At 58.7% G+C, this 26,410-nt stretch carries 33 protein-coding genes, 2 tRNA genes and 2 pseudogenes; 11 read left to right on the top strand and 26 right to left on the bottom strand.

All coding sequences use genetic code 11. The features are described from left to right. The first annotated feature begins 107 nt into the window (after positions 1-107). Positions 108-362, top strand: a complete 255-nt coding sequence (locus CKW30_RS09385) for a DUF6555 family protein (protein ID WP_073472985.1) — start codon at positions 108-110, stop codon at positions 360-362. Positions 363-378: 16 nt separating this feature from the next. Here CKW30_RS09385 and CKW30_RS09380 read toward each other — a convergent pair whose 3' ends face one another. From CKW30_RS09380 to CKW30_RS09340, 8 genes are all read right to left on the bottom strand, one after another. Continuing rightward, positions 379-624 carry a hypothetical protein gene (locus CKW30_RS09380; RefSeq protein ID WP_095180631.1) on the bottom strand — a complete coding sequence of 82 codons (246 nt, stop codon included), beginning with the start codon at positions 622-624 and terminating at the stop codon, positions 379-381. A gap of 486 nt (positions 625-1,110) precedes the next feature. Continuing rightward, complete coding sequence (locus CKW30_RS09370) at positions 1,111-1,905, bottom strand: DNA adenine methylase (protein WP_095180630.1); 795 nt, start codon at positions 1,903-1,905, stop codon at positions 1,111-1,113. Positions 1,906-2,056: 151 nt separating this feature from the next. Next, positions 2,057-2,602, bottom strand: coding sequence for a lysis system i-spanin subunit Rz (locus tag CKW30_RS09365; RefSeq protein ID WP_095180629.1), 546 nt, complete (start codon positions 2,600-2,602; stop codon positions 2,057-2,059). Continuing rightward, positions 2,584-3,243 (bottom strand): glycoside hydrolase family 19 protein, encoded by a 660-nt coding sequence (locus CKW30_RS09360; RefSeq protein WP_095180628.1) that lies wholly within the window; start codon positions 3,241-3,243, stop codon positions 2,584-2,586. The genes CKW30_RS09365 and CKW30_RS09360 overlap by 19 nt, the downstream gene beginning before the upstream one ends. 57 nt (positions 3,244-3,300) lie before the next feature. After that, a complete protein-coding gene (locus CKW30_RS09355; protein ID WP_095180627.1) occupies positions 3,301-4,350 on the bottom strand; it encodes a phage late control D family protein in 1,050 nt (349 codons plus the stop codon). 83 nt (positions 4,351-4,433) lie between these two features. Beyond that, positions 4,434-4,640, bottom strand: a complete 207-nt coding sequence (locus CKW30_RS09350; RefSeq protein WP_095180626.1) for a tail protein X — start codon at positions 4,638-4,640, stop codon at positions 4,434-4,436. Further along, entirely contained in the window at positions 4,615-5,460 is an 846-nt protein-coding gene (locus tag CKW30_RS09345; protein ID WP_095180625.1) for a phage tail protein, read from the bottom strand. The genes CKW30_RS09350 and CKW30_RS09345 overlap by 26 nt, the downstream gene beginning before the upstream one ends. 12 nt (positions 5,461-5,472) lie before the next feature. Beyond that, complete coding sequence (locus CKW30_RS09340) at positions 5,473-6,240, bottom strand: hypothetical protein (RefSeq protein WP_177434198.1); 768 nt, start codon at positions 6,238-6,240, stop codon at positions 5,473-5,475. Between CKW30_RS09340 and CKW30_RS09335 the strand changes: the two are divergent. Continuing rightward, positions 6,191-6,880, top strand: a pseudogene (locus CKW30_RS09335) (phage tail tape measure protein); the annotation flags it as partial. The gene CKW30_RS09340 and the pseudogene CKW30_RS09335 overlap by 50 nt on opposite strands. 74 nt (positions 6,881-6,954) lie before the next feature. On the opposite strand, the gene CKW30_RS09330 reads toward CKW30_RS09335, so the two are convergent. From CKW30_RS09330 to CKW30_RS26800, 5 genes and pseudogenes are all read right to left on the bottom strand, one after another. Continuing rightward, positions 6,955-8,124, bottom strand: coding sequence for a phage tail sheath family protein (locus CKW30_RS09330; protein WP_095180624.1), 1,170 nt, complete (start codon positions 8,122-8,124; stop codon positions 6,955-6,957). Between the two features lie 103 nt (positions 8,125-8,227). Beyond that, positions 8,228-8,797, bottom strand: coding sequence for a DUF4376 domain-containing protein (locus tag CKW30_RS09325; RefSeq protein WP_256584273.1), 570 nt, complete (start codon positions 8,795-8,797; stop codon positions 8,228-8,230). Between the two features lie 19 nt (positions 8,798-8,816). Further along, positions 8,817-10,433 carry a phage tail protein gene (locus tag CKW30_RS27370; protein WP_159894651.1) on the bottom strand — a complete coding sequence of 539 codons (1,617 nt, stop codon included), beginning with the start codon at positions 10,431-10,433 and terminating at the stop codon, positions 8,817-8,819. Further along, positions 10,426-10,524 (bottom strand): annotated as a pseudogene (locus tag CKW30_RS27490) (phage tail protein I); the annotation flags it as partial. The pseudogene CKW30_RS27490 and the gene CKW30_RS27370, both read right to left, overlap by 8 nt. Before the next feature lie 98 nt (positions 10,525-10,622). Further along, positions 10,623-11,216: a hypothetical protein gene (locus CKW30_RS26800; RefSeq protein WP_143497905.1), complete on the bottom strand. Its 594-nt coding sequence runs from the start codon at positions 11,214-11,216 to the stop codon at positions 10,623-10,625. Positions 11,217-11,362: 146 nt separating this feature from the next. Between CKW30_RS26800 and xisR the strand changes: the two genes are divergently transcribed. Together xisR and CKW30_RS09300 are read left to right on the top strand one after the other, a co-directional pair. After that, the gene (xisR, locus tag CKW30_RS09305; protein ID WP_095180621.1) at positions 11,363-11,578 is read left to right on the top strand and encodes an excisionase family protein; all 216 of its coding nucleotides are present in this window, start codon (positions 11,363-11,365) and stop codon (positions 11,576-11,578) included. Further along, positions 11,575-12,801 carry a site-specific integrase gene (locus tag CKW30_RS09300; protein ID WP_095180620.1) on the top strand — a complete coding sequence of 409 codons (1,227 nt, stop codon included), beginning with the start codon at positions 11,575-11,577 and terminating at the stop codon, positions 12,799-12,801. Before xisR ends, CKW30_RS09300 begins: the two co-directional genes overlap by 4 nt. A gap of 54 nt (positions 12,802-12,855) precedes the next feature. Here CKW30_RS09300 and CKW30_RS09295 read toward each other — a convergent pair whose 3' ends face one another. From CKW30_RS09295 to CKW30_RS09265, 7 genes are all read right to left on the bottom strand, one after another. Then, on the bottom strand, positions 12,856-13,704 hold the full coding sequence (locus CKW30_RS09295; RefSeq protein WP_095180619.1) for a DUF4062 domain-containing protein: 849 nt from the start codon (positions 13,702-13,704) through the stop codon (positions 12,856-12,858). Positions 13,705-13,899: 195 nt separating this feature from the next. Continuing rightward, positions 13,900-13,994: transfer RNA gene (locus CKW30_RS27210), tRNA-OTHER, on the bottom strand. A gap of 111 nt (positions 13,995-14,105) precedes the next feature. Then, positions 14,106-14,624: a lysis system i-spanin subunit Rz gene (locus CKW30_RS27485; protein ID WP_256584272.1), complete on the bottom strand. Its 519-nt coding sequence runs from the start codon at positions 14,622-14,624 to the stop codon at positions 14,106-14,108. Further along, entirely contained in the window at positions 14,621-15,172 is a 552-nt protein-coding gene (locus tag CKW30_RS09280; RefSeq protein ID WP_095180616.1) for a glycoside hydrolase family 19 protein, read from the bottom strand. Before CKW30_RS09280 ends, CKW30_RS27485 begins: the two co-directional genes overlap by 4 nt. Before the next feature lie 59 nt (positions 15,173-15,231). Further along, positions 15,232-16,335, bottom strand: a complete 1,104-nt coding sequence (locus CKW30_RS09275) for an acyltransferase (protein ID WP_095180615.1) — start codon at positions 16,333-16,335, stop codon at positions 15,232-15,234. A gap of 62 nt (positions 16,336-16,397) precedes the next feature. Next, complete coding sequence (locus CKW30_RS09270) at positions 16,398-16,784, bottom strand: hypothetical protein (RefSeq protein ID WP_095180614.1); 387 nt, start codon at positions 16,782-16,784, stop codon at positions 16,398-16,400. A gap of 2 nt (positions 16,785-16,786) precedes the next feature. Beyond that, entirely contained in the window at positions 16,787-17,869 is a 1,083-nt protein-coding gene (locus tag CKW30_RS09265; RefSeq protein ID WP_095180613.1) for a hypothetical protein, read from the bottom strand. Positions 17,870-18,131: 262 nt separating this feature from the next. Here CKW30_RS09265 and CKW30_RS09260 point away from each other — a divergent pair, with 262 nt between their 5' ends. The 7 genes from CKW30_RS09260 to CKW30_RS27480 all read left to right on the top strand — a co-directional run bounded on the left by CKW30_RS09260 (position 18,132) and on the right by CKW30_RS27480 (position 21,449). After that, a complete protein-coding gene (locus tag CKW30_RS09260; protein WP_095180612.1) occupies positions 18,132-18,407 on the top strand; it encodes a hypothetical protein in 276 nt (91 codons plus the stop codon). After that, positions 18,404-18,925 carry a hypothetical protein gene (locus CKW30_RS09255; protein ID WP_095180611.1) on the top strand — a complete coding sequence of 174 codons (522 nt, stop codon included), beginning with the start codon at positions 18,404-18,406 and terminating at the stop codon, positions 18,923-18,925. The genes CKW30_RS09260 and CKW30_RS09255 overlap by 4 nt, the downstream gene beginning before the upstream one ends. Next, on the top strand, positions 18,906-19,529 hold the full coding sequence (locus tag CKW30_RS09250; protein ID WP_095180610.1) for a YqaJ viral recombinase family protein: 624 nt from the start codon (positions 18,906-18,908) through the stop codon (positions 19,527-19,529). The genes CKW30_RS09255 and CKW30_RS09250 overlap by 20 nt, the downstream gene beginning before the upstream one ends. A 6-nt stretch (positions 19,530-19,535) precedes the next feature. Beyond that, positions 19,536-20,084 carry a hypothetical protein gene (locus CKW30_RS09245; RefSeq protein WP_095180609.1) on the top strand — a complete coding sequence of 183 codons (549 nt, stop codon included), beginning with the start codon at positions 19,536-19,538 and terminating at the stop codon, positions 20,082-20,084. Between the two features lie 180 nt (positions 20,085-20,264). Then, positions 20,265-20,567, top strand: a complete 303-nt coding sequence (locus CKW30_RS09240; protein ID WP_095180608.1) for a helix-turn-helix domain-containing protein — start codon at positions 20,265-20,267, stop codon at positions 20,565-20,567. A gap of 124 nt (positions 20,568-20,691) precedes the next feature. Next, the gene (locus tag CKW30_RS27205) at positions 20,692-20,868 is read left to right on the top strand and encodes a hypothetical protein (RefSeq protein WP_159894648.1); all 177 of its coding nucleotides are present in this window, start codon (positions 20,692-20,694) and stop codon (positions 20,866-20,868) included. A gap of 329 nt (positions 20,869-21,197) precedes the next feature. Beyond that, complete coding sequence (locus tag CKW30_RS27480) at positions 21,198-21,449, top strand: hypothetical protein (RefSeq protein WP_095180607.1); 252 nt, start codon at positions 21,198-21,200, stop codon at positions 21,447-21,449. A gap of 2 nt (positions 21,450-21,451) precedes the next feature. On the opposite strand, the gene CKW30_RS09230 is transcribed toward CKW30_RS27480, so the two are convergent. From CKW30_RS09230 to dapA, 6 genes are all read right to left on the bottom strand, one after another. Then, positions 21,452-22,429: a site-specific integrase gene (locus CKW30_RS09230; protein ID WP_177434206.1), complete on the bottom strand. Its 978-nt coding sequence runs from the start codon at positions 22,427-22,429 to the stop codon at positions 21,452-21,454. Between the two features lie 110 nt (positions 22,430-22,539). Next, positions 22,540-22,629 (bottom strand) — tRNA-Ser (locus CKW30_RS09225). Positions 22,630-22,713: 84 nt separating this feature from the next. Beyond that, entirely contained in the window at positions 22,714-23,427 is a 714-nt protein-coding gene (purC, locus tag CKW30_RS09220) for a phosphoribosylaminoimidazolesuccinocarboxamide synthase (protein ID WP_016771262.1), read from the bottom strand. A 28-nt stretch (positions 23,428-23,455) separates the two neighbouring features. Then, the gene (locus CKW30_RS09215) at positions 23,456-24,217 is read right to left on the bottom strand and encodes an MBL fold metallo-hydrolase (RefSeq protein ID WP_024012002.1); all 762 of its coding nucleotides are present in this window, start codon (positions 24,215-24,217) and stop codon (positions 23,456-23,458) included. A 6-nt stretch (positions 24,218-24,223) separates the two neighbouring features. Next, positions 24,224-25,339 (bottom strand): outer membrane protein assembly factor BamC, encoded by a 1,116-nt coding sequence (gene bamC / locus CKW30_RS09210; protein ID WP_016771264.1) that lies wholly within the window; start codon positions 25,337-25,339, stop codon positions 24,224-24,226. Between the two features lie 17 nt (positions 25,340-25,356). Further along, positions 25,357-26,235 carry a 4-hydroxy-tetrahydrodipicolinate synthase gene (gene dapA / locus CKW30_RS09205; RefSeq protein WP_016771265.1) on the bottom strand — a complete coding sequence of 293 codons (879 nt, stop codon included), beginning with the start codon at positions 26,233-26,235 and terminating at the stop codon, positions 25,357-25,359. Positions 26,236-26,410 lie beyond the last annotated feature (175 nt).

Genomic DNA, 26,410 nt, shown 5'->3' with positions numbered 1-26,410 from the left:
CACCGCGAACACAACTGACCTACCGATGGCGTTAATGATCGTCGGACAATTTCTCTGAATTTTCTTCAGCGCGCAAAATCACTTATTCATGAGCAATAGGAGGCCTCGTGAAGCCAGCTGATTTGTACGTCATCGATTATCAACTCCACGGTGAGCCCAAAAGCTTCGTCATCAGAACGAAGCTGATGAACAACGCGGAGGCCTGGCAGTGGGCGAGCTGTGATGCGGGCCTTGCTCCGATACCCAAGCCGGGGCGTCCACCACTGAAGCGTTTTTCTAAACCGATGGCGGAGCGTTTCGGCGTGACCGACGTGAAATGGCGGGCGTCCGTCACAGTCGTCTGGGAGGAAGATCATGCGTAAATGATCGAAGTTGAGGTCACTCAGCTACGGTGGTGATCCCGTCAGCCGCTCGACCGTCGAGCACAGGCATCGGGTCGATCTGAATGCCTGGGAGGATGGAGACCCACGCGGCATAGGCTCGCTGCTGTCGAACCAACGCTTCTTCCCATCGAGAGCCACTGACTTCATGTGATACGACCAGCATCATGAGGTGATTGGTGGTTGCATCAAGGTCGAGCAACAAGTGATGGGCATTGAATCGAAAATCATCGGTCGAGAGCATGGAGTCACACTGTATGGATGGAGGGAAGCGCACATCTCTGCTCCCACATGACATCATTATGACACTAGCCAAATAATACGACCGCTCGGACCGACAACCGGTTGCTAGGGTAACTGACTGTCAATCCAGCGTTCGGCAGCCGCCATCGCGTCAGCGAGCGCACATGGATAATCCGGCCATGGGCCTGGCAGTTCCGCAACCGTATCAGCGAACCCGTGCACCCCGCTCTCTGCCAGCACATGCGCCGCTGTCGGCGATGGATCGTTGGGCCTATTCCAATCAAATTTTACGACCAGCTTATGGCCGCGATATTCATGCGTGATGGGAACGTCTAAGCCATGGGACATCTGTCGAACCCTTTGCCACTGATCAATGCCTTCGAGTATTAACGCAATTGAGCCAGGAGCACTATCGTGGCGCTTCGCTATTGGAGCGGAGTGTGCCACCCCGCCCAGCTCCGGACGGAGTAAGCAAGCCCGAGATTTCTCAAAACAAGCCGCCCAACGATTCTGGCGCCCAGTTCATGATCACCAACTCACCGCTCACCTCGGCTTTACCTTGCCGCTGGTTGGTTGTGGTGTAGCGGATATCTAAGGTTTCGAAGTGGAAACCGTCGAACACACGGCGGATATCCGGATGGTCGTTGATGCTGACCATGACTTTGCCTTTGCAGCGGCGCATAAAGTCGGCCATCCGCTCATAGTTCTCGAACGGAAAGTCCACGCCATAGCCAGCGGTCTGCCAATAAGGCGGATCCATGTAGTGGAAGGTGTGGGCACGGTCATAGCGTTCAGCACATTCAAGCCAGGGAAGGTTTTCGACGTAGGTGCCGGACAGGCGCTGCCAAGCGGCCGAGAGGTTTTCCTCGATCCGCAGCAGGTTGATAGCCGGGGCAGTCGTCGCCGTGCCGAACGTCTGGCCCGAGACCTTGCCGGCGAAGGCATGGTGCTGCAGGTAAAAGAATCGGGCGGCGCGCTGGATGTCGGTGAGGGTTTCAGGGCGGGTCATTTTCTGCCACTCGAACACCTGTCGCGAGCTAAGCGCCCATTTGAATTGGCGCACAAATTCTTCGAGGTGGTTCTGCACGACGCGGTAAAGCGTGACCAGGTCGCCGTTGATGTCGTTGAGGACTTCGACCGGCGATGGCTGGGGCTTCATGAAGTAGAGCGCGGCACCACCGGCAAAGACTTCAACGTAGCATTCGTGTGGCGGAAAAAGCGGAATGAGACGGTCGGCCAGGCGGCGTTTGCCGCCCATCCAAGGAATGATGGGGGTAGGCATAAAAAAGCAAGACCTTTACTGTATGGATAAACAGGTGCTAGGCTCGCCGCGCTTTGTGCACGGAGCAAGAGCCTTGGCTGGACTTGCAGGGAGAATCTGCAGGGACGGCGGTCGATCTGGATGTTGACGCATCCGGACCGGCCGCTCTTTTTTACTTCGGTGTTGAGACTTCTTTGGCGTATGCCTGACAGGCCGCGAGGGCAATCAGCCCCCGGTCGCCGGCATCGGTGATGCCGATAATTCGCCGAGCATGCGCTGGGTCAAGTTCGGCTCTTGCGGGGCCATGAACCACGCCGCCGGCGCGGGCAGGGGCTGACACCCCGTCGCAACGGCCGGCAGCGCTGCCGGCGTCAAGTAGGACTGACAGCCTGACATCAGCAGTGGCAAGGCGATCAGACAGGCGTTGCTGAGCTGTTTGCGCATCGGATAGATCCTTGTAATGGGTTTGGTCGTTGTCTTTCAGGCGCCGCTCCAGCGCCAGGCGCTTGTCCTGCTCGATCACCAGCGCCCCCACCGTCGCCTCGGCGGCCGCCCGGGCCACGTCGGCGGACTGGCGGGCCTGCTCGGCTAGCGCGTTACCGTAACGCCAGTCCTGTATCGCCCAACTGCCGGCAGCTCCGGCGCCGGCGATCGACAGCAGTACCAGGGCGATCGCACAGGGTCGCACCGGTGCCGGGATCAGATCGAGGATTGACATAGCACCGCCTTGGCCTTGGCCCACAGCTCGCGGCGATCGGCCAGACCGACGTCGCCCCCGTTGATTTTCCGGCTGATGCCGTCGAACAGGCCGGCGTCGGCCAGATCGTTAAGACCTCGATCCCACCAGTACCAGGCCGCCGACAGCGCGGCATATTCAGGCTGCTCCAGCAGCTCGGGCCGATCGAGCAAAGGCAGGCCGAGCGCTTGCCCGCACAGGCGGTAGTTGTCGCGCCCGGTGATCTGGATCAGGCCGCGCCCTCGATAGCGGTAGCCATCGCCAGACGCCTCGGGACCATTGCCCATGCGATTTGCATAGACGCGGTTGGCCAGCTTTTCCGAGTTGCACAGATACGCCTTTGCGGCCACGATCTCGGCCGGATCCGCTCGGCCGTTACGGTTGTCATCGAAACCCGACTTGAACAAGCGCGCGACGCGCTCGGCGTCCCGGTAGTAGAGGCTTTCCGACAACTTGGTCAGGTGCTGCGACTCGTGCCCGCACTGGGCGAGAAACGCCGCCTCGCGCACCGGCGAGGTAATGCGGAACCGCGCCATGGCCGTGACCAGCGCAGACACAAAAACGCCCGCGACTGGGCGGGCGTTGGGGAGGATCTGCAGCAATTGCTGCTGAGTGATCGGCATACAAACTCCAGGCACAAAAAAGCCGCTCAAGGCGGCGGGATGGGGTGCGCTCTCGCGCTATTTGAGGCTCACGACCTTGACCGGCTTGGCGGGCTTTTTCCCCTTCTTGCCTTTGGCTTTGGCCTTGCCATTCTTGCCGCCGTTGCACTCGACAACGGTGGTCCAGCCGGCTTGGGTGTAGGTCTGCTGCACCGACTCGGCCAGATACTCGCCGTCAAGTCCAACCTTGAAGCCCTGGGCGATGATCGATCGTTCGGCAAACAGATCGGTACGCCCTGCCATTTCCAGCCGCACGCCGGCCGTGGACCGGTTGAACGCTGCAAGTCGGGCCTTCGCCGCTGCCTCGGCCGCCGTCTTGTTCGGGTGAATATGGCGATCGGTATGCACCGCCGGCAGGCCGTCCGGGGCGTCGTCGTTCTCCAGTGACACCACGGCAAGCTTGCCGGTCTTCTTGTCTTGATGCTTGGCCCCGACCGCCTTGTGGCTGCTGCGATCGCCAAGGTGGAATTGCCAGCGGCTGACGTCTTCGCGCGTGATTACGATCGGCGCAAAGGCCTTGCCGCTCGCACTCTGCCCGCCCTGACGCGGCATCACCAGTAGCTTGCCGTCGGCGACCTTGGCCGTGCAGTCGTACTGCTTGGCCAGCCGTGTGATGAAATTAAAATCGGACTCGCTGAGCTGATCGGCACGCACCACTTTCGTGTTGTCCGGACACACCGGCGCCCAGCCGTTGCGGGCCGCGACGTCGGCGACGATCTTGGACAACGGCACGTTTTCCCAGCTACCGCTCCGAATAGTTTTGCCGCTGCCGCGCATGTCGCTGGCCTTGCCCGTGATCACGATCGTATCCGGCGGACCGGATACCGTGACCTCGTCGACCACATAACGGCCCAGCCGGGCCAGCGACGTCTCCAGATAGCCCAGGTAGACCTCGATCCCGGCGCCCCGGGCAGGCAGCACCACCAGCCCGTCACGGTCGTCAATGCGCAGTTCGAACTCGTCGGACTCCATCCCGACCTTGTCGGTGACACTCAACTGAATCAGGCGATCGTTGAGCAGCGCCGTGATGTCGTTGCCATCGGCAACAATGCGGAATCGGGGGGTCATGGATTGTTTCCAAAAGAAAGCGGGCCAAGGATTGAAGCGTTACGCGTAACGCGAGCGGACGCCGGCGGCGTGTCCGGACGGGATCAATCCCACAAGGTCACAGCCTCGGTGACTGGGTGCGGCAGATCCGGCAGCACGATCACCACGCCGGCGCGGTAGGGCTGTTCCTCGTCGGCCAACCCCTGATTGGCGCCCAGCACCGCCTCGACGCTGCCATTCAAGTGCCCGTAAAAGTTGTGACAGATGGTATCGAGCAGATCCCCGTCAGACGTTCTGCATGTCGTCGCCATAGCGGACAAACTCCAAGGTAAAGGCCTGTTTGCGTGGAATGCCGCCCGCCATCAGCGAGCTTTGTTCCTCGTCGACGCTCTTGAGGCACCACGTTCCCAGCACGTCGCCATAGCCGGTGGTCAAGGTCAGCGGCTGAAGCTGGGCGCCCAGCGTGCGCAGCGTGTCGAGCTGCTTTAAGCCGCCCTTGAAGCCCGGGAAGATCACCCCCTTGAGCGTGATTTTCTCGTCGCCCATGCCCACGCCCTGCTGCGCCGGCCGCCGCCCCAAGCGCTCTTGCGAGGCCCAACGAAACTCGGTGGATCGGCGCAGCTCGTCAAACGCAGCGGTGTCGAGGTTGAACGTGTACTGCGGCGCCTTCGGGTCCTGCGGCTGAATGATCAGCAAGTGCGGGAACGGCTTCACCGTTTCCGGCGCCGGCGTCTGATCCGTGGCAAAGGCACCGGTGGGCACGATGTTGGCCAGCGCCGGGCTGGACTTGCCGGCGATCTTGTTGATCGCCGTGGCGGCGCGGCCGGCCTGTTCCTTCAGCACCCCCAGTCGCTCGTCGATCTGCGCCACTGCGCGCGTGGCCGTGCCATACATCGACACCACCCGCCCGACTTGCGCCTGGGCGGCATTGATCCCGCGCATGGCGCGCTGAAGCTTGGCCCCGATCGCCGGACCGACAAAGGGCAAGCCCTCCAGCTCGGACGCGGCGCCGGTGATTTCCCCGATCGCGCCGTTAACCGGCGCCATCATGCCGTCAAGGCTGCGCCGGCCCGTCTCCCCGGCCGAGGCCAAGTATTTAATCCCCGACTGCAATTGCCCCAATGCTTCCATAAATCCCCCTGATCACACGTGCGGCGCATCAAACAGATTGCGGCTTTCCTGCTGCTTGGCCATGTCGCGGTAATACTGATCGAGCTGCGGTTTGATCTGCGCGAACAGTTGATTGCCGTCCTTGACGTCTCCGTTGACCGTCAGCGAGAACGGCGCATTGATCGCCACGTTGGACTCGACCTTTGGCGTCGCCGGCGCACTGGCCGGCGCTGCCTTGGCCAACGGCCCCAGCTTCGCGTCGGCACTGGCTTCGGGCAGCATCATCGAGCGGCCCACATCGCCGGGCTTTGCCGAGTCGCTGGCCACTGGCGCAGCGCCAGGCGCGGCCATCATCAATGGCGTAGAAGGCTTGGCGAAGGACTTGGCGATATCGCCCATCACCGGCGCAATGTCTTTGCCAGCGTTGGCCATCATCAATGGCCCGGCGTCTGGCATCTTCTTCGCGGCGTCATCGGCCCCGAACAGTGATTTGCCGACAAAGCCGCCCAGAGAGTCGCCGCCTATGTTGCCCAGCACGCCGCCGATCAAGGCACCGATCGCCGTACCAATCACAGGCACGACCGAGCCGATCGCAGCACCCGCCGCCGCACCAGCGAGGGTGCCCGCCAACCCGCCCGCCGCTGAGCCGTAGCCCTCGGCCTTCTCGTCCTGAGTCTCGGCGTTCTGATAGGTGTCATAGGCCTTGAAACCAGCGTCAGCCACCGCGAGAACCGCCGTGCCTTTGACCGCTGAGGCGACGCTGTCCAAGACCGTGATCGACACGTCACGCGATACCGGCATGGCGCGTAATCAGGTGGCCGAGGTGGTGAACGCCCTGGTGGGTGCCGGCATGGAGCTGGACAAGGCGCTGGCCTACGCACCGACGGCGGCCAAGTTCGCTGTGGGGCAGGGTTCGGACGGTACCGAAACCGCCCGTATGATCAATGCCCTCGGGCAGAACGCCAAAATCACCGACCCCGCAATGATGCAAAAGGCGCTTGAGGCGATCGCCTACCAAGGGCAGGCGGGCAGCTTTGAGGCGGCCGACATGGCGCGCTGGTTCCCTGAGCTGCTCGCGGGTATGGGCAAGCTGGGCATTACCGGCATGGACTCGGTGACGCAACTGGGTTCGATGCTTCAGGTGCAGATGAAGACGGCCGGCGGTTCCGACGAGGCGGCGAACAACCTCAAGAACTGGATGGAAAAAATCGGTTCCGGTGACACGGTCAAGGCCTACGAAAAGGCCGGCATCGATTATCAAGGCTCGATGAATACGGGGCTGCAAAACGGCAAGTCCACCTTGGAATCCAGCTTTGCGCTGGCCCAAAAATACATTGAGGCGACCGACCCCAAGAAGGCCGCCGAAATGGCCAAGGCGACGGCCGCGATCAGCAAGGAATCGGACCCCGAGAAAGCCAAGGCCATGATCGCCTCGCTGGAATCGCCGGAAAAGCTGACGCCGTCCACAAACAGGTTCATGTTCTTCAGAACTTGAGGAATCATCGGTAAGCCCCCTTAGGCTTCAAGCACTTCGGTCAGCCACTCGTTGGTGACCTCGATCAGGAAATTCGGGTTTTCAGCCGGCGGCACGTCGGTAAAACGGATGCGCCAATAAACCTTGCCCTGTTCGAGCTGGCTGGCCGTGTTCATTTCGGTGTCCGGGTAGACTTCAAAGTTGATGATCGCGCCGGCGTTCTTCTGGTCGCGCATGAACGCTTGCAGGCCTTCGGTCACGTCCTTGACGTAGGTTTTGGTGATCGAGCGGTCGACCGCCCATTTGTGCCCCGCCTGGATCGCATCCATCAGGATGTCGCAGGTACGAACGCGGGTGACAAACGACCATTTCGGATCACTCGACAGCGTGCGGTTGCCCCACAGGCGATAGCCGCCGTCACGAATGATCGTGCTGATATTGGCGTTATTGAGCAGGTTAGCCCGGCAGGTTTCGTCGCCGTCCAGGAACTCGATCGGGCGAGTAGTGCCGGTGATGCCGACAAACTCCTTGTTCGACGGCGAAGCCCAGTAGCCGTAAGTCGCATCGGTCCACGCGAACAGGCCCGCCACCCAGGCAGAACCCGGGGCATCGATCGTCGCGCTGGTCACCGTGTCCCAATACTGCACGCCCGGATCAACCAGATAGATGCGCTTGCTGCCGAACTCCTGGGCGTAGGCCAGCACCGCCTCGTCGGTCGTGTTCGGACCGTCGACAATCGCGATCGCGCGCAGCTTGGCGGCCAATGCATCCATGGCGGTTGCCACAGCCTGAGTGGCCGAGTGTTTCGGGGCGATCAGCAACTTGGGTTGCGCGTTGTGCTTGCTCTTGCCGTCCAACAGCGCTTGCAGGCCGGTACGCTGGCCACCGACCAGAACGCCACCGATGATCGCTGAGGTTTGCAGCGCTGCATCTTCCAGCTTGGGCACACCGACAGCGACGATCACCGCCTTGGCGCGCACATAGATTGCCTGGGCGGCCTTGGTGATCGCCGAGTCAGCACCGAATGCAGCGATCGCCTCGCGCTCGGACGTGAGCAGCACCAGCTCCCCGGCCTTGGCCGTGCCGCCGCCGACAACGCCCGGCTTGAAGGTGTCGCAAAGACCGATGATCGAGGACGACGGCAGCGAGATATTGCGCGCACCGGTATCAATCAGTGTGGTCGTCACACCGTGAAAAAAAGAACCAGCCATATGGGTCAATCTCCAGAAACGAAAAAGCCCCGCATAAGCGAGGCTGTGAGGGTGTTGGTGTTACGCGTAACGGAAAAGAAAACGCCCCGTCAGTGCAGGGCGTTTATTGCGGCTCTACTTCAGCATCCGGCGCTAGATCTGGGTCAGGCCCCGGCAGGGTCTGCGGCGCCGGGATCGGCCAACCTTTGTCCAGCATAGCCTCGGTGAATTCGCCGGCGGCGATCGACTCAAGCAACGCTTTCTCACGGTCAAAACAGGCTTGAACATGGGCGCGCACGGCCTTGGCGATCGCGATGATTTGCACCGCGCCGATCTCTACGAATCCGCCTACCGTCTTGAAGTTACAGCGATAGTCGGGATCAAAAAGGGCGGACAGTCCGGTACTGGCAATCAGCGCCTGGCTGTCACGCGTAGTCTCGATCGGCAGGCCGTTGACGATCACACCCGTGGCTTCGCGCTTGTAACGCTCATCGGCCACCATCTGTACAAAGTCCGGCAACAGCTCGGGCAATGGCTGCTTGATTAGCTCACCGTCTACCAGACGCCAAACGCCATCGGTGTCATTAAGCGTCGAATCCCACAGCGCCGCTGTTACTCGCATTGCCTCCTTGGGAATCACCGCGTGAAAGGCCGAGTCAAACCGCGCACTGACTTGCCCGGCATCATCAAACATTAGGTATTTCATGCTTACCTCATCGACCGATGGCCAGATAGACGAACGGAATTGCTAGACTCCCTTGGGACCGCACATGCGTGATCGTCCAGTTGAGGACATTCGCCGAAAAAAAATGATCGGTCGTAGTCGTGTTGCCGTTCTGCAGTTCCGAGCTTCGATAACCGATGATGCGAAAAACCTGATTCGGAAACGCCATTGGAAACGCATAGGTGTTCTGCCTGATGGTCGTCTCTACCTGCGCTGTCTGCTGGCCCCACTGGATAATCACCCCGCCCAGCCACGACGGCAGCGCCAACCAGCCGTTAGCGCCGAAGTTCCAAGAAACCCCCATGCGCAGCTTTCTCGGCGTGACGATCGCGGCGTCATCCTCACCCGTATCGGTCTGCGCCTGCGTCGCGATCTTGGCAGTGCCGAGTTTTATTTCGGTGGCCTGAGTCGCCAAAACAGCGAGCGCCGCGATATCAATATTTCCCTGATTGATTGGTGCGTTCCACGCCTTAATACACCACATTACCGCCAAGTTACGGCCGCGCGTTTCGTCAGCAGTTCGCGCCACCTTGGAGGCGTCAAAATTCATATTGATTACGCCGGAAGAGGCAGTTCCGTTCGGAAGCTGCGTCCCGCCACTCGCCGTCGCGGTGAAAGCGCCTAACACCGTTCCTGTAGCCGCGAGCTGTACGCCGTTGTTAGCAGCATATTGGCCGGTAATGTTCTGCAAGGCATCAAGCTGACTGCTTCCAATTGCACGGCCAACATCTACACCGCGGCCATGATCCCAGCCGCGCAAGAATTCGGCGCGCGACTCCGGCAGACGGAAATTCCCGGCACCCTCGCCTCCCTTGTTGAAGGCCGTACCGAGAAACGCAGCCAGATCGGGATAGACCGCAATGCTTTTGACACTGCCGTCCAGCTCAAGAAAACCGGGCGCGACCTTGTCCAGCGGAAACGCCACCGTTGCACCCACCGGCAGCGCCGAGGCCTGCGCAATCATCGCCTCGATTTCGGCCTTGGTGTAGCTGTCCTTGATACCCATCCCTGCGAGCGTGTCCGGGTTGTCTCCTGACACTACAATCCCGCGATCGCTGACCTTGACCCGGGTGAATTCGCCCGGCGTCTTGTTCTTCGGCAGCACTTCCAAAATGGCCGCGTCGACGTAGGCCCGCGAGGCCAGCACAATCGCCGGGTCAATCTTGAGTTGAATGTTGCCGGTGCTGGTGACAATGAAGTTCATCCGCACGATTTGCGTGCGACCCGATCCTTGCGACAGCATCGGCTTGAAGCTGGGCGCGCAGTTGGCCACCGCCACCAGATCGCCGTCCGCATCGTAGAGGCCGATTTCGCGAATCCACTTACCGCCCTCGTCGGCCGGAATGATCTGCTCGGCGATGATCACCGCCGGGTTGACCGGGTCAATCTTCAGTTGGTTGAGCGGCTTGCGGCGCCACTCGTTGAGCAGCTTGGTTTGACTGGCCGACGGCACCGGATTGGGAGGATCGGCCAGCCCGTTCGGGTTGGCATCCCCCACGCCCATTTGCGTGATCAGCCAGGGAATGCCGAGCGCGTCGGCGTTCGCCTGCTTGTTCATCCCCACATTCGTAAGGATCGCGAAAAACTGCGAATTCGCATCAATCATAATAAACGTCCAGGGTGTCTATGGTGTGTTCGCGGCCGACCACGCCAAAGCTGCCAGTGACCTCAATGTCACGCATGACGGGCGGGTATACCCCACAAAAAGCTGCGCGAGGCAGCCACACCCTATGCAACGCTAATCGCTCAGAATCGCCCGCCCGCGCAGCCTGTTGTGGGGTATAAGCAAGCTCAATTAGTCGCTGACAAGCTCCATACTCATCAAAGCGTCGGCCGCAATCCTGATCTTTTGAGAGCTATGAGCCAGCACCGTTGCGCACCTCATTCGATCCACCTGAGGTTCAGAGAGAAGTCTGGCCATCACTGTGGCCTTCTCCAAAGCGCCGCGAATAGCCATAAACGGCTCGACCATTTCCGGCAACGGGAGGTCAACCGGGCTGACAACTTTCATAGCCATCAAATGCTCTTCGGCCTCAGTCAAAACCTCGACTCGCTTGGCAGTATCAGACTCATGCAGCGAATCAAAGTTAACGAACAACACGTGGCTGACCTCAGCTGCTCGCTTGGCAATACCGCATACCAGTCGAAATATAACTTCATCGCGCTGCCGACGAGCGCGAGCCGTATCTCTTGCCTGTTTGTTCCCAATGTAGAAAGCCGCACCTACAGCTGCAATGCCTCCGATCGCCTGAACCCAAGCAGCTGCACTTTCACTAGACCAGCCTTTGAGAAGAAGCGTAATCACTACCCCAAGACACAGGCTACCAGGAGGAGAGAGGATTATTTTGTACAACGTGCTGGTGTTGATCTTGATCTCTGCGGACCACATAAATGGCTCCTAGCCATTACTCAAAAAAGCAGTTTGAACACTTCCACAAGCCTCGTCCATGAACTTGAAAACCCGACTGATTCACGCTTGAGCAAGCATCCCACCGCTCGCCCCCATATGCCAGTACATGGCTGGAGGGCGGCAGTATGAGTGCAGCTGAGAAGATTGATCTCCACATCACCCCGGGAGCTTGGTTCCGCCAAGACTTGCTTTACCCAGTGTTTGGACTCAGCACAGAAGCAGTCCGCAAGTATCGCTCTCGCGGACTTTGGCTTGAGGGTAAGCACTACCGAACAGACCCTGCAAATGTGCTGGTTTACAACAAGGACGCAATTGAAAAGTGGATGGCAGGTCAACCATGACTGACAAGATGCCCACTGGCGTCGAAATGAACGGCAAACAGCTACGCATCTGGTTCATCTTCAATGGCCAACGATGCCGGGAACCATTGGATGGGATTTCGAAGGTAAACAAAGCTGCGATTGCTTATGCAGACAACAAACGCCGCACAATCCTTGCAGAGATCAAAGAGGGCCGCTTCGATTATGCAGCCCACTTTCCCAAATCACCCAGGGCTGCCATGTTCACAGGCACTGGCGGCCCTTCGCTAAAGCGTACCGTGAAGGAAGGTATTGATCGCTGGCTAGAGGTTCAGCGCGCGCTCAAGGCTTCGAGCACGGTCGTCAACTACGTCAGCAAAGCCGTGCACGTTGAGAAAAAATTCGGCAAGCGTCGGATCGTAGACATCAGCAAGAGCGACATCGAGCTGTTTCAAGCGCAGTTGTTGAAGCAAGGCCTGGCCCCGAAGACAGTAAACGACATTTTTACCGTCGTTCGCGGGATCTGGGCCGACGCGTTCGGTGACGGAATACTGAAAGCCAACCCACTCGACCGGATCAGCAACGTCGGGGCGGATGTCGACCTCGAGCACGCTGACCCCTTCAGTCGGACCGAGATCGAGTTGATTGGTAAAGCGGACCCCGACCGCCGAGCTGATGCCCGAATGATTGAGTTCAACTGCTGGGCCGGGCTGTCTCTGTCCGAGCTTATCGGATTGGCCGCTGAAGACGTCGACCTCCAAGCCGGACTGGTACACGTTCGGCGGGCATTGGTCGTAGGAGAATTCAAAGTTCCCAAGGAACGCTCAAGAGTAAGAGTCGTTGAGCTGATAGACCCTGCCCTCGAACTTATGCGGGAGATTGTGGCTGCCGCCAAGGACGCACAAGCCGAAGAGATCAAAGTTATTCAGCGCGACAACATCACTTTTAAGAAAATGAAAGTGAGGTTCCTTTTCCGTAGCTCCACCAGCGGCTTGCTCTGGAGTGGCAAAACACTGAGCAACTGGTTCACCGCCCATCTGAAAAAGGCAGAAGTCCGCCACCGCGGGGCCAACCAATGTCGCCACACCTTTGCTAGTCAGATGCTGTCGAGTTACGTCCCAGTCGAGTGGGTAGCCCGACAACTCGGGCACGCCGATACAACGATGGTGAGAAAGCACTACGGGAGATGGATACCGAAGGACACCAAGAGTATGGCGGGAATCGTGTCTAAGATGCTGGGGTTTCGAGAAAATAGCGAGACATGAAACTTTAATCTTGATGATGCGGCCGGGCCGCATCTCAAACCGTTGCGATAGTCTTCAAGAGATTATTGTATCGGCGACTTCGTAGCCTTTCGCCGTGATTTCAAAAAACTCTCCTTTATGACCTCGTTCCACAATCAATTCCTCTTCTTGGAGGAGCTGCAACGCATTCTCCCACTTCGCCACCTCTCTTCGTTCCTTACTATCCAAAAAGCTTTTAGCGTTCGACTGCATAGCAGCACCACCTATGTAGCGGACGTACGTAAGCCGACCATGGGGATCCTGGCTCACCTCTTTAAGCAAAACTTTGGCCTCATGAGTTAACGAAGGAACCGTTAGGCGCATGAAATCGGACACCGGTTGGTTACTTGAAGATTCAGTCTGCGTAAGCTTGAACATTTCATGAGCGTTCAGCTTTTGCTGTAATTGTCTTGAAAATTTGTTTCGAAATTCAGCGAGACTATCGAATGACTCAAACAAGCCTCGGCTTCTGCAGCTAGCCTTGAAATCTCTAAGTGTCTGATATTGTTCATTATCGACGTCGTCAAGCACGGCGGGGGTTGTGGAGAAGTACAGCATTGCCAGGCGCCCAGCTGCTATGTGCTTTTCAATTTCCTCAATGGTACCGCTCGCATATTCTGTTGTAGGGGTTCCGGCCCTGGTCCAAAAGATGCCGACCAAAAGATCGCAACTATGAAGTACCTGCTGATTGATAATCTCTTGAGGCCCAGCTCCCATCTCTGGCGATGAGTGCGTTTCCCACCCGACAGGCATGAGTACAACCTTTCTCACTTCAGAGTTAACCGCATTCCACTCGTGGATGACTTCTCGAAAAAGCGCGCGCTCGGCTAGTACATCCCCGGGCGATGCAACCATCACGTTAAAGACCTTAGCGTCGTAGCTCATTCGTACTACCCCCTAGTGCCGTCCATTTTCGAACGCTTCGAGAGTAGCAGATCGAAGCTAGGCGACATGCCTACAGCGGTATAGAACGGTTTAGATGCTCAGATTCTTGCCCTAAATATGCCCTAAACAAAACTACGAAAACGAAAAAGCCCCCGTAATCAGCAATGATTACGGGGGCTTCGTCTTGTTCAATAATGGCGGAGAGATAGGGATTCGAACCCTAGGTACCGGTGAAGGTACAACGGATTTCGAATCCGTTTTCGCCCCCAATGATCGTTGGCAGCATTTCCCGAGACCCCCTTCCGGGCCTCACTTTCGCTGCATCACCGTTCCACATGATTAATCATGTTTTGGGGGAATCATTGCACCAGATTTCCCCCACCCCATCTCAGGCGTTCTGCCTACTGCACATTCCCCCTCGAAAGACACACATGCGTCACATATTCCTGAAGCGCCTTCAGGGCTGCTTGGTCGGCGATAATCCCGGCTCGGGCAGAGAGAACAGTTGATCCAGCAACTGAAGAGAGTTCGACGGTGCCTGCATTGTCCACGCTGGCGGCTCCGGCGGGGCTGGGCACGTCGACGCCACTGGCACGACAACTTCCCGCGATCCGCAGCCGGCGAGTGCCAGCAGCAACGTCAGCGCGCAGCTTTTCATTTTCAACGAGAGCATCGGTCTTTTCCTTCTGGGCTTTCTGGTCAAGTGCGGCGAGGGCTTGTTCGGCTGCCTGCTGTTTCTCCACCGCCTGCCGGGCCTGCGCAGCACCGGCTGCCGAGATCCTGGCCAAGTCAGCCTGCCGGCCTGCCTCATTCTTGGCGATGATCGCGTCGTAGCTGTTGGCCTGCCACATCCAGGCACCGGTGGCGCCGAGCAGGAGCGCAGCTATATAAGGAAGGATCCGCAGCAATAGCGGATTCATGCCAGCACCTCAATCCCGCGCTCGTAGAACTCCATCCGCTCCTCCAGCCCGTTGTAGCCGCCGTTGATGCGCCGGGTGATGCCGCGCATGTCGCCAGCGTCGGCCAGGGCATTCAGGTTGCGCGAGCTCCAGAACCACGCCGCCGACTTGCAGGCCCACTCTGCCTGTTCGAGCAGTTCTGGCGTGCGCAACAGGCGATCGTCACCGAATAGCGCCTTGCTGCAGGCGTAGTAGTTGTCTCGCCCAGTTACCTGAATCAGCCCTCTGCCTCGGTACTTCTGCCCGTCTCCATCAGCCTCCGGTGTGTTGCCCAGGCGCTTGGCCAGCGTCCCGGTGTCGTACTTGCTCAGGTACTGGTCGCCGCCCAACTCCCGGACGTACCGGAACTGGCCGGATTCATGCCCGACCTGCGCAATGAACGCCGCCATGCGCAGCGGCGTGTTGATCTGATACCGATCCATGGCCAAATTCAGCGCAGACGCAAAAACGCCGGCTTGCTTGCCGGCGTTCGGGAGGATCTGCAGCAGGTGCTGCTGGGTGATGGGCATCTATTTTCTCCAGACAATAAAAAGCCCGACCTAAGCCGGGCTTTTTGTGGAATGAGCCATTAAAGCGGCGCTGTCGCCACCCTACTATCAAGACTTGGCTTGCGTTTTAAGGAAAGCGCTGGCTTCTCGATATATCTCCACGAAAGCCATGCAAGTGACATCGCGATGATGGATGCTGAAATCGCCAGCCACCAACCGTTGATTGACTTACCTGAGACATAAACAAGAATTTGCTGGATCGGGAACGCGAACAAGTATGTGCCGTATGAAAGATCTCCGATCTTTTTCATCCCGGATACAAATATAGGCTTTCGGTAGGCTAGATACAAAAGCAGATACGGCAGCGCAAACAGAACAGCGTAATGGGCATACCCTAGATTGGTGCCCATCAGCATGACTACAATGCACGCCGCAGCAATCCCGCCCTTGAAGGGGATTTTATCTTTAAACACCCAAAGCATTGATCCCATCAAAAACGAAAATCCGAAACGCACGACTTGCGATGTTTCAGTGGTGCCGAACAATGCGACAGACTTTATCGGAGCAATAAAATAATCATATGCATAATAAATAACGAGTAGCAGCAGGGTTGGCACAACAAGCTTAAAGGATCTACTGCCGACAAAGAATATGGCCGCCAAGAATACATAGCAGAACGCTTCTATCGGGATAGTCCACAGCGAACCGTTCACAGCGCCTGCTGCGGGAAGGTTTTGAAATACTCCAGGGAGAATGAACGCCGTCTTGTAAGGTATGGCGTTGGCGAAATAGTTGTGCGTGTATGGGCTTGAGAAGTACTCAGACAGGGGCAGCGTCGTGAAGATCGGGCCTATGACCAGCGCAGTGACGAATGTGATGGCGGCGAGTGCCGGGATGATTCGTAGCGCACGCGCCTTGCCGTATTCCAATAGGCTTCTACGCTCAAGCGAGCCAGCGATAAGAAATCCGCTGATCACAAAAAACGCGCAGACTGCTATCGCAGAGGGGTCATACCCGAAGAAGAACTGCTTCCATGTTGCAGAGCTTTTCCCTGAAAGGACAAAACTGTGATTGAACAGCACTATTAATGCCGCTGCCAGCCGCAAAAGATCGAAATTATTTGCACGCTCGCGCGTCATATCCCCAAGCGTGATTCTTTCTGATGCCCGCCCTTCCATGTCCATTCTCTGCGCTGAAAATTGTGGCGCGGATCATACCGCGCCGCCACGGATTCAGCGAGCACCGCTTATGCCGGGCTGATTGGGCGACTGACAAGATCAGGGAATCCAACAGCGCCTTCCTTCCACGTGCTCACTTGCCCGCGATACTTCAGCCACTGCTTGCGGGTGCCTGGCATGAGGTCTGAAGGCGGCTCATCGGCCTCCGCTTCTTCGATCGCCTCAAGCTGCCGGGAAATGATGACCAGCTCTGACACTCGCCAGTCGTTCTCGATGGCAGAGTTTTTCACATAAAGCTGCGTCGCCAACTCCGCCTCAGTGAACTCAGGCTCTGGAACGTTTCCATCGGCAAGCCAAACCAAATAGGCTTGATGATCCCTGTTCTCAGGGTCGTTGGGGATGAAGGCGCCGTCTGAAAGTCGCGTAACTCCACCATAGCTGGTCAACTTGTACATGATCAAAGCTCCGCATCAAGACTTAGGGTGGTGTAGGAAACAACGTTGTTGCCTGCTGCAGCCGTATAATTGAGCGTGATCTGGTCCTGGGTTATTGAAGTCACGCTGATTGCGCTTGCTCCGGTGGAAGTGAGGCCCGACGCGGCAACCGATGGGAGCGTTCGCATCCTTGAGATTCCGCGATAGACGGCTACGCCGGCGGAACCGGAGAAATACTGAACTTCCCTTAAAAAGCTGGCGAGACGCTGGTAGTAGCGCATGCACATGGACATTTCCAGCCACGGCGACCGGGCTTCGTACAGCGTTGCCTGTGTGCCGGCCTCAAACTGCGCCTTGCTGACGGTGCCACCAGTGAACCGGATGGTCACCGCCGTGTTATCGGCCAGCGAGGAGGTATTGCCGCCGTTGGTGATTGCTACGCCATTCACTGTTGCCGTGGCGGTGCCGACCCAGCTCAGCGTGTAAACGCCGCCCTCGATGCTGCCGGCTTCAATGATTTGTTCAATACCGCCGGCCGGGGCGGTAACCACATACCCCGCACCACTTGCCGTGTAGGCAAGGTTCTGACCGCTCACAACAACAGTCCACCGATCGAGTGTGTACTGATTCGCTGCGGCTGTTGCTGCGCCAGAGGCATAGGCTCGCTGATTGACATTGAACCGACTGTTGATCAGCTTGTTCCGAAAGCCTGGCGACCCATCTGTGCCAACGCGCGCAACCACTGCCGAAATATTTGCGTTACCTCCGCTGGAGTAAATCAAGACCCAGGACCCGGCACCGATACTGGTGTTGTACTGCAGGCAGACATCGCCATTTGCCGCGATCTCGCCACCCCGGAGCGCTACATGCGCCATGTTGACGATCGGCGCAGCCGTCAATCCGTTAGGGCTGAATGTCACCGCCGCTGTGTTCGCAGACGCGGCCTTAATGAGCAATACGGTCCCGTTGCTGAGCGTGGTAATTGCTGGAGAATAGGTCGCGGTGATTGCGTTGGCCGATCCGCCGGCTGCCGCGAAGTTGAAAGCATTCCCCTGCATCCCATCGCGCAGTTGGGCGATGTATGATGCATGCGTGCGCAGATACATGAACCAGCGCTGGATTCTCGTAAAGGATTATTTCGGCGTAGGTTCTGGCGTTGCCTATGCGCTGTGCCGCGAGTTCGGACTTGACCCTGACGAAGAGCTCAAGCCATGACCAGCCACCAACGCGCCCGCCGCCTACTCCTCTGGCGCGGCAGCTTCCCTGTCCTCGCCATCTTCACCATCTGGATGCTGGCCAGCGCCTACGCCGGTCAGCTCACTCAATAACCCGAACGCACACGCCGCCTGCATGGCGGGGAGAACCGTCATGTCTGAATTTCAACATACGCCAGCACCATGGACGATACGCGAAGTGGTCGGCAACTCAATACCGGGGCAGCGAGCATTCGCTATCGACTTCAACGAAGACCAAGAGCAGGTCGTTGACTGGGTTTACGAAGAGGCTGACGCCCAGCTGATCGCTGCAGCTCCTGAGTTGCTGGCGGCGCTTACAAAATGCCTCAGCCTCAAAGGGACTCTTGAACTGCATGGAATTCTGCATGAAGTCGAGTCAGCCATCGCCAAGGCAAGAGGTGAGTCATGAGCAACGAATCGAAAACCCATTTCAGAAAGGCGTTCGACTCGCCCTACCTGAGCAGCGCCGATATCGTCGAGCCGACGATCCTCACCATTAACCGCGTATCGCTGGAGCCGGACAAGACCAAGAAGACGAAGGACGTCTTCAACACCGCGCACTTCGCCGAGCGTGAGCTGCGCCCGGGTGAGAAGCTGAAGCCGATGATCCTCAACGCGACCAACAGTAAGACGATGCGCTCGCTGACTGGCTCACCGTTCATTGAGGACTGGGCCGGCTTCAAAGTGACTGTCTACGTCGACAGCAACGTGAAGTTCGGCAAGGAGACCATGGAAGGCTTGCGGATCAGCCCGAAGGCTCCGGTCATTGCATGGCTGACTCCAGAAAATCAGAAAGGCTGGAACAACGCCAAAGCAGCCTACAAGCGCGACGGCAACCTCGACGCTGTACTGGCCCGCGTATCCTTCTCCGATGCCCACCAGCAGCAGCTCATGGAGGAATGCGCCAATGAATCGCGTGTGGCGTGATGTTCCCCAAAATTCTGAGGCGTGGCTGCAGTTGAGAATAGGCAAGGCCACTGGCTCAAACGCAGGCTGCTACATGGCAAACGGTGACGGCGCATTCGGTGATCCGGCCAAGAAATACGCCCTCCAGATCGCCCTGGAGATTGCTACCGGTCGAAAAGCCGAGTTCAGCTTTTCCAACGAACACACCGAGCGCGGGCATACGGATGAGCCAATCGCAAGAATGCACTACGAGGACGCCGAATTCGTCGATGTCACGAATGGCGGGTTCTTCGACTGCGGAGATCATGGCGACTCGCCAGACGGCCTCATAGGCAAACATGGGGTGCTGGAGATCAAGTGTGTGACCGCCGCAGTTCACTACGCCACGCTCCGGCGCGGCTCATTTGACCCGGCCTATCGCTGGCAGTTGGTGAGCCATCTCGACTGCACAGGCCGCGACTGGGTCGACTTCGTCAGCTTCTGCTCCGAATTTCCCGAGGCCAGCCAGCTCATCGTTTACCGCTCAACCCGCGATGACTTCAAAGACGAACTGAAACGCCTCGAAGACCGTCGCGCAAAATTTCTTGAGCTGGTGCAAACCACACTGGCAAGCATTCCACGGTGATGAACCATGAACGCCTACATCAGCAGCGATCTGAACATGGTCAGGGAGTTAGACCCGAAACGTCACGAACTGGCACTGCTCCAAGCGCAGTGGCTGGAAAAAGGAGGGACTATTGAGGTGCTCCCGTTCTGGGTTTCCCACGGAGAACCAGTCAAGCCCAGCACCATGACGCCGAACTTCCAGAGCCGATCCGTCAAAGACGAAACGGATCAGCAGGCCGCCCGCATCAGGAAAATGGCCCTGACCATGAACCAGCGGGAAATCTGCGAGGCAGAGGGAATCTTGCGCGGCGTACTGCGTGGGATCGGCAAGCGCTACAACATCAAGTTCCCCATCGGATGCCACGACATCATCCCAAGGAACAAGGCCACGCCAGAAACCGAGGCGGCGCTCGTTGTCAGCATCAAGGAATGCATTGCGGAGGGCATCAACCGCAACCAGTGCGCCAAGTTGCTGGACATCAGCACCACCCTGCTCCTCCGGCTGATCGACGACTACTCCATCGACTATCCGAAGCTGACGCCCGGTTTCAAGAAAAATCCCGCCAAGAAGTAACCCCTTCCACTTTTCAGAATTTCACCCATCCGGGAGGCCTTATGTCATCCAAAGGAAAGCTCAACGCCGGCTATTTGGAGCTCGGAGCGCGGTGCATCTACTGCGACAGACCGCGCAACAAAGGCAACCACGAACGCTGCTCGAAAGCCCGCCAACAAGAACACGCTCGGAGAAATAGCCATGACAGCGAAACTGTCGCCTGACTCGATCGGGCTGATTTTCACGATGAACGCGTCGAAGCATCCGGTGAATGAGATCGCTGATGCGGCGGGCTGCTCTTACTCCACGGTGATCCGCTACCTGAATGCAGCCGGGATCGTTCTCGGGAACAAGGGCAAGCCAAGGCAGTGCACGGATCAGTACATCGCCATGGCGCTGGATATGCGCTCACACGGCTCAACTTGGTATGACGCCGAGAAGAGTATCGGCTTCCACCGTTCAACGTTCCAGGCGCGGCTCAGGGCCGAGAGAGCCACGGCATGATCGCTTTCCTCGCCTGCTGGATAGCAACCTCACTCATCCTCGGCGGCGGCCTGGCTCGCCTTGCACACCTGGCCAAGCTTCGCGATCAGCGGGCAGCGGACGGGGTTAACTGGAGTATGACCGCATGAACCTTATTGAACTGATTCAAAGTCGCCGCATTGCGCTGACTCCTGAGTATGACGCCGGCTGGACTGCCGAAGTGTACGACGACTGTGAAAGCCCGGTTTATGTCGGCCACGGTTTCACCATTGACGAGGCGATCACTGATGCGCTCGGGCCAGTCGAGGGTGATCACGAATGATCTACCAGCCCGCCATCGCTGCCGCAGTCATCTGGCTTAACACTGGCCTCCCTCAACTTATTCAATGGTGCATGTCATGAGTGAAGTCCATCGGTATCAAGCAATCCAGATGGTCACTGAGCTGGGCAACAAACTCAGCTACTCGCCAGCCGGGCCCTGGGTTGTCATGGCATCTGAGTTTGACTCAATGAAGATCTGCTTCGACGCCCAACGCCTGCGCGCCGAGCCGCGACGCAATCGTAGAAGTTATGAGCAAGGAGGGTTGAGATGGTCAAATACAAGACGATCAGCCAGTTCGCCACCGAAAGTGGCTACATGGAGACGAGCCCATGAGCGATGAATCGGAGATCATTTACGTCGATGGGCTGGGGCGAATGCTCGGCCGTACTGAGTCATCGGTAAGGGAGGGAATTCGCCGGGGAGTCGACTGGCTGCCGAAGGGGTTCAAGATGGGTAGCCGGCATTGCTGGCTCAGGGAGGACGTGCGGGAGTTCTTGCGGGGGTGTAGGGATGGGCAGAACAAGGCGCCGAAAGTTGGCCGGAAGCGGCAGGCGCCGCCGACACTGCGCGGGGTGGCGTGATGCTACCCCAACTTCTCGGCGAGGTTGCTCGGGCAGAGGTGCGTGTATCGGCGAAGCATCGACAGAGTTTTGTGGCCGGTGATGCTCGCCACCTCCATCATGGAAAGCCCGCGCTCAAACATCCGGCTCGTTGCTTCGTGGCGCATGTCGTGAAGGCGGAGGCCTTTGATCTTCGCCGCCTCGCACGCCAGCGCGAAATAGTTGGTCACGCTGTCCAGCTTCAGATGAAAGAACCTGCCGCCGTCGATCGGCGTCGGCAATCCCTCCAAGAGCTCCACCGCCCGCTTCGATAGCGGGACGGACCGGCGCTCGCCGTTCTTCGTGTCTTCGAGGAAGGCAACCTTCCCCCGGATTTGATCCTTGCGCAGCATGACAAGTTCTGACCGGCGCATTGCCGTCTCCACGGCCAGTTCAATGATCACTGGCAGCTCGGCATTGATATCGCCCGCGTGCTTGCAGAGAGCTTTCAGCTCGGCGGAAGTTGGCCGGCGCTCACGCTGCTTGCTGCCCTTCGGCATGCGGATGGCAGTGCAAGGGTTCTTCAGCCCCTGGATGCCCCAGTCCTTCGCGGCGACTGTATAGAGGTGGCTGATCAGCGCGAGGTTCAGCCGAACAGTGGCCGTCGACTTGCCGGCTTTCAGCTCAGCATCACGGTACGCCGCCATGTCGCTGGAGCGGATCGCGGCCAGCGACTTGCCGCCCCACTCCGACTTCTGCCACTTCTTGGCCCGGACCTTCTCCTGCGCCGATCCCTTCTTCGCCTCGCTCACCTCGTTGACGTAGCGCTCCAGCGCTTCTTCAAGCGTGGTGCTCTCCGCCTCGCGGGTGTCGACGAATCGCTTGCGCGACATATCACCCTCGATCTCGGCAGCCCATCGCTGGGCTTCTGCCTTGGTGTCGAAGGTGGCGGAGAGTGTCGGGTATCCTTTGCGGCGGATCTGGGCGCGCCATGCATCGCCGCGTTTTTCGTAATAGGCCATTTGGGGATATTGGCGGGTGCTTGGGGGAATCGCAAGAGAAGCCATTCCCCCGGATTTCCCCCAAATACAAAAAAGCCCCGAGGCTGCTAAGCGCTCGGGGCCTTTAAATATGGCGGAGAGATAGGGATTCGAACCCTAGGTACCGGTGAAGGTACAACGGATTTCGAATCCGTCCCATTCGGCCACTCTGGCATCTCTCCAACGGCGCGCATCATAACAACACTTTCGTCGGTTGCGAACCCCCCAAACGAAATTTTTTCCGTGCTATCAGATGCTTGCGTCGATTAAAGCGGTACGCCCAGACGAGCGGCGACTTCTTCGTAGGCTTCGATGACGTCACCGAGGCCCTGGCGGAAGCGGTCCTTGTCCATCTTCTTCTTGGTGTCCTTGTCCCACAGGCGGCAGCCGTCCGGGCTGAACTCGTCGCCGAGGACGATGGAGCCGTCGCTGAACACGCCGAATTCAAGCTTGAAGTCGACCAGCAGCAGGCCGGCGTCGTCGAACAGTTTGCTCAGGACTTCGTTGACCTTGAGCGACAGTTCCTTCATGCGCGCCAGTTGCTCGGCGGTGCCCCAACCGAACGCCACAACGTGGGATTCGTTGATGAACGGGTCGCCCTTGGCGTCGTCCTTCAAGAACAGTTCGAAGGTGTACGGGTTGAGCTTCATGCCCTCCTCGACGCCCAGACGCTTGACCAGGCTGCCGGCGGCGTAGTTACGCACGACGCATTCCACCGGGATCATGTCGAGCTTCTTCACCAGGCATTCGTTGTCGCCCAGCAGTTTGTCGAACTGGGTCGGCACGCCGGCCGCTTCGAGTTTCTGCATGATGAAGGCGTTGAACTTGTTGTTCACCATACCTTTGCGATCAAGCTGTTCGATGCGCTTGCCGTCGAACGCCGAAGTGTCGTTGCGAAACAGCAGGATCAAGCGGTCAGCGTCGTCGGTCTTGTAAACCGATTTGGCTTTGCCGCGGTAGAGTTCTTCACGTTTTTCCATGATGGGCTCCGCTTGCTAAGTAGGTGGGCTAGGCGATGTGGCGCCAGTCGAGCCCTGAATCTTGATCGGCCAGTTGCAGCCAGTCCGGGTCGCACCCGAGGGTGTCGACAAAACATTGCCGGGCCAGCTGCGGCAGGTTGTTCTTGCTGCTCAGATGGGCCAGCACCAGGTGTTGCAAACCCTGCCAGCCCAACTCGGCCACCAGGAATGCCGCCTGATGGTTGTTCAGATGTCCGCGTTCGCCGCCCACCCGCTGCTTGAGAAAGTACGGGTAGTGACCACGGGCCAGCATGTCGCGGCAATGGTTGGACTCGATCATCAACGCATCGAGATCCCGATAGCCATCCAGCACCCGCTCGCAGAACGACCCCAGGTCGGTCAGCAGGCCGAAGCGCCGCTGTTCCTGATCGCTGAAGACGTACTGGGTCGGCTCCTGCGCGTCATGGGCCACGGCAATGACCCCGACGTTCAGTGCGCCGATCTGCAGTTGCTCGCCGCCGGCCAGAAAGCCTGCCGGTTCCAGCGGTTTGCGCATCCCGCGCAGTGTGCCGCGACTGAGGTAGACCGGCAGATTGTAGCGCCGAGACAGCAAACCCACGCCATGCACGTGGTCGGCATGTTCGTGGGTCACGAGTATCGCGCTCAGTTGCGCCGGGTGCACACCCAGGCGCAACAGACGTCTTTCGGTTTCCCGCAGGGAAAAACCACAATCAACCAGCACGTACGTATCAGCACTGGCGATCAGCGTGCCGTTCCCTTGGCTACCGCTGCCGAGAACGGCAAAACGCATATCGGATCAGCCCAGGTTGTCCTGAATCACGCTCAACACTTTACGCGCGACATCGGCCGGCGCGACGGTGTTGATGTTCTTTTCGACGGTGACCTGGATGTTCTCGCCCACCTTGCTCAGGCGAACCTGATAACGCTCGGCGCGGGCTTCGACTTCTTCCTTGCTCGGCGCACTGCCGAACAGGCTGCTGAAGAAGCCAGGCTTGTCGTCTTTCTTCTCGGCTTTTTCGGCCAGGTTGATGTAGTAAAGGCCCAGGCTGCGGTTGATGTCTTCAACGCGCCATTCGCCCTGTTCCAGCGCACGGCCGACGCTCGACCAGGCGCGGTCCAGATCGGTACCGACGTTCAACACCGGGTTGCCGCTGCCGTCTTCGTTCAGGCTGACACGGCTCGGGGCGTCGAAATCACGCGAGGCCAGCATCGACACCGAGCCGCCCTTCTCGGAGGTGCGACTCATGCTCGCGAGCATGTCGTCGACCAGCGCAGCGTCCAGGCCAGTGTTGACCGAACGGTTGGTGAAGGCCACGTCGGCCGTGCTGCCGGCAGGACGCTCGGCGCTGACTACGTAGATTTCACTGGTGTTGCGCTGCACGCCCGGCTCGATACGTACGCGCACACGGGTTTCGCTGTCGCTGGCGATACCGGCCGCACTCAGGCGCTTGGCCATCGAAGCGGACAGCTCGTCGGAGTGCTGCCAGGTAGTGGTGAACTCGCCGGTCTGCGGACGCTGTTCATCCAGACGGAAACCGTTGTCCTGGAAGAACTGCAGCGCCACTGGCCAGACTTCGGCCGGTGGGTGCTGGGCCACGACCCAACGCGAATCACCGCTCTTCTGCAGCGAGTAATCCGTGGCATCGGCAACCGCCGACAGCGGCTGAGGACGCGGCACGACGTATTCGCCCGTCGCGGTGTCATCGGCCACATTGCGCGGGATCGGCAACAGCGGATCGAGACGCTTGGCAGTGCTCACATCCGGTGGCAATTGCATCGGTGCAGTCTGTTGCGCTTGCAGGTAATCGCTTCCACGGTCGCGGAAATAACCTTCCGGCCCCCAGACCCATCCGCAGCCACTGGTGCTGGAGATAATCAAGGCAAGTGCGGAAAGTCCGGCCATTCGCTTCATGCGTTGTACTTCCTCAATTAAACCAGGACGTTGCACTGGCGCAGGGCCGAGCGCAGCGTTTCATGACAAGGTGTGCTCAGCCAGGTCAGTGGCAGGCGGATGCCTTCGTGCATCAGGCCCATTTCGACCAAAGCCCACTTCACCGGAATCGGGTTGGCTTCGATGAACAGGTCCTTGTGCAGCGGCATCAGTTTTTCGTTGATTGCGCGTGCGGTATCGGCGTCGCCCTTCAGCGCGGCCTCGCACAGGTCAGCCATTTCGCGCGGGGCGACATTGGCGGTGACCGAGATGTTGCCTTTGCCGCCCAGCAGGATCAGCTCGACAGCGGTCGGATCATCGCCGGACAGCACGATGAAATCCTTGCTCACGCCATCGATGATCGCTTTGGCGCGTTTGAGGTCGCCGGTGGCTTCCTTGATGCCGATGATGTTCGGCACGGTGGACAGGCGAATCACCGTCTCGGCCTGCATGTCGCAGGAGGTGCGGCCGGGAACGTTGTAGAGAATCTGCGGAATGTCGACCGCTTCAGCGATGTGCTTGAAGTGCTGGTACAGGCCTTCCTGGGTCGGCTTGTTGTAATAAGGAACCACCAGCAGGCAGGCATCGGCGCCGGCAGCCTTGGCGTTGCGGGTCAGCTCGACGGCTTCGCGGGTCGAATTGGCGCCGGTGCCGGCGATGACCGGAATGCGCCCGGCAACCTGTTTGACCACGGCTTTGATGACGGCGATGTGCTCTTCTACATCAAGGGTGGCCGACTCGCCGGTAGTACCGACGGCGACGATGGCATGGGTGCCGTTCTTGAGGTGGAAGTCCACGAGTTTGCTGAGGCTGTCCCAGTCAAGACGCCCTTGTGCATCCATGGGAGTGACCAGTGCCACCATACTGCCCGCAATCATGAAACCGCTCCTGCCGGAAAAAGAGAGCGGTAATGGTACTGGCGCCAAGATGCTTGCACAAGCGAAGTACTGCGCCGCTGCCATTCCCCTTGGCGCCGCTTTTCGCTACCCTTCAGACTTTGATCGGTACAGATCAGCTTGTACGCCGGGTTTCTGCATCCCCTTTCGGCCTCCC

The sequence above is a fragment of the Pseudomonas sp. Irchel 3F6 genome (assembly GCF_900187595.1).
Lineage (GTDB): Bacteria > Pseudomonadota > Gammaproteobacteria > Pseudomonadales > Pseudomonadaceae > Aquipseudomonas > Aquipseudomonas siliginis.
The sequence above is the reverse complement of the archived record's forward strand: the minus strand, read 5'-3'. Positions and strand labels throughout refer to the sequence as shown.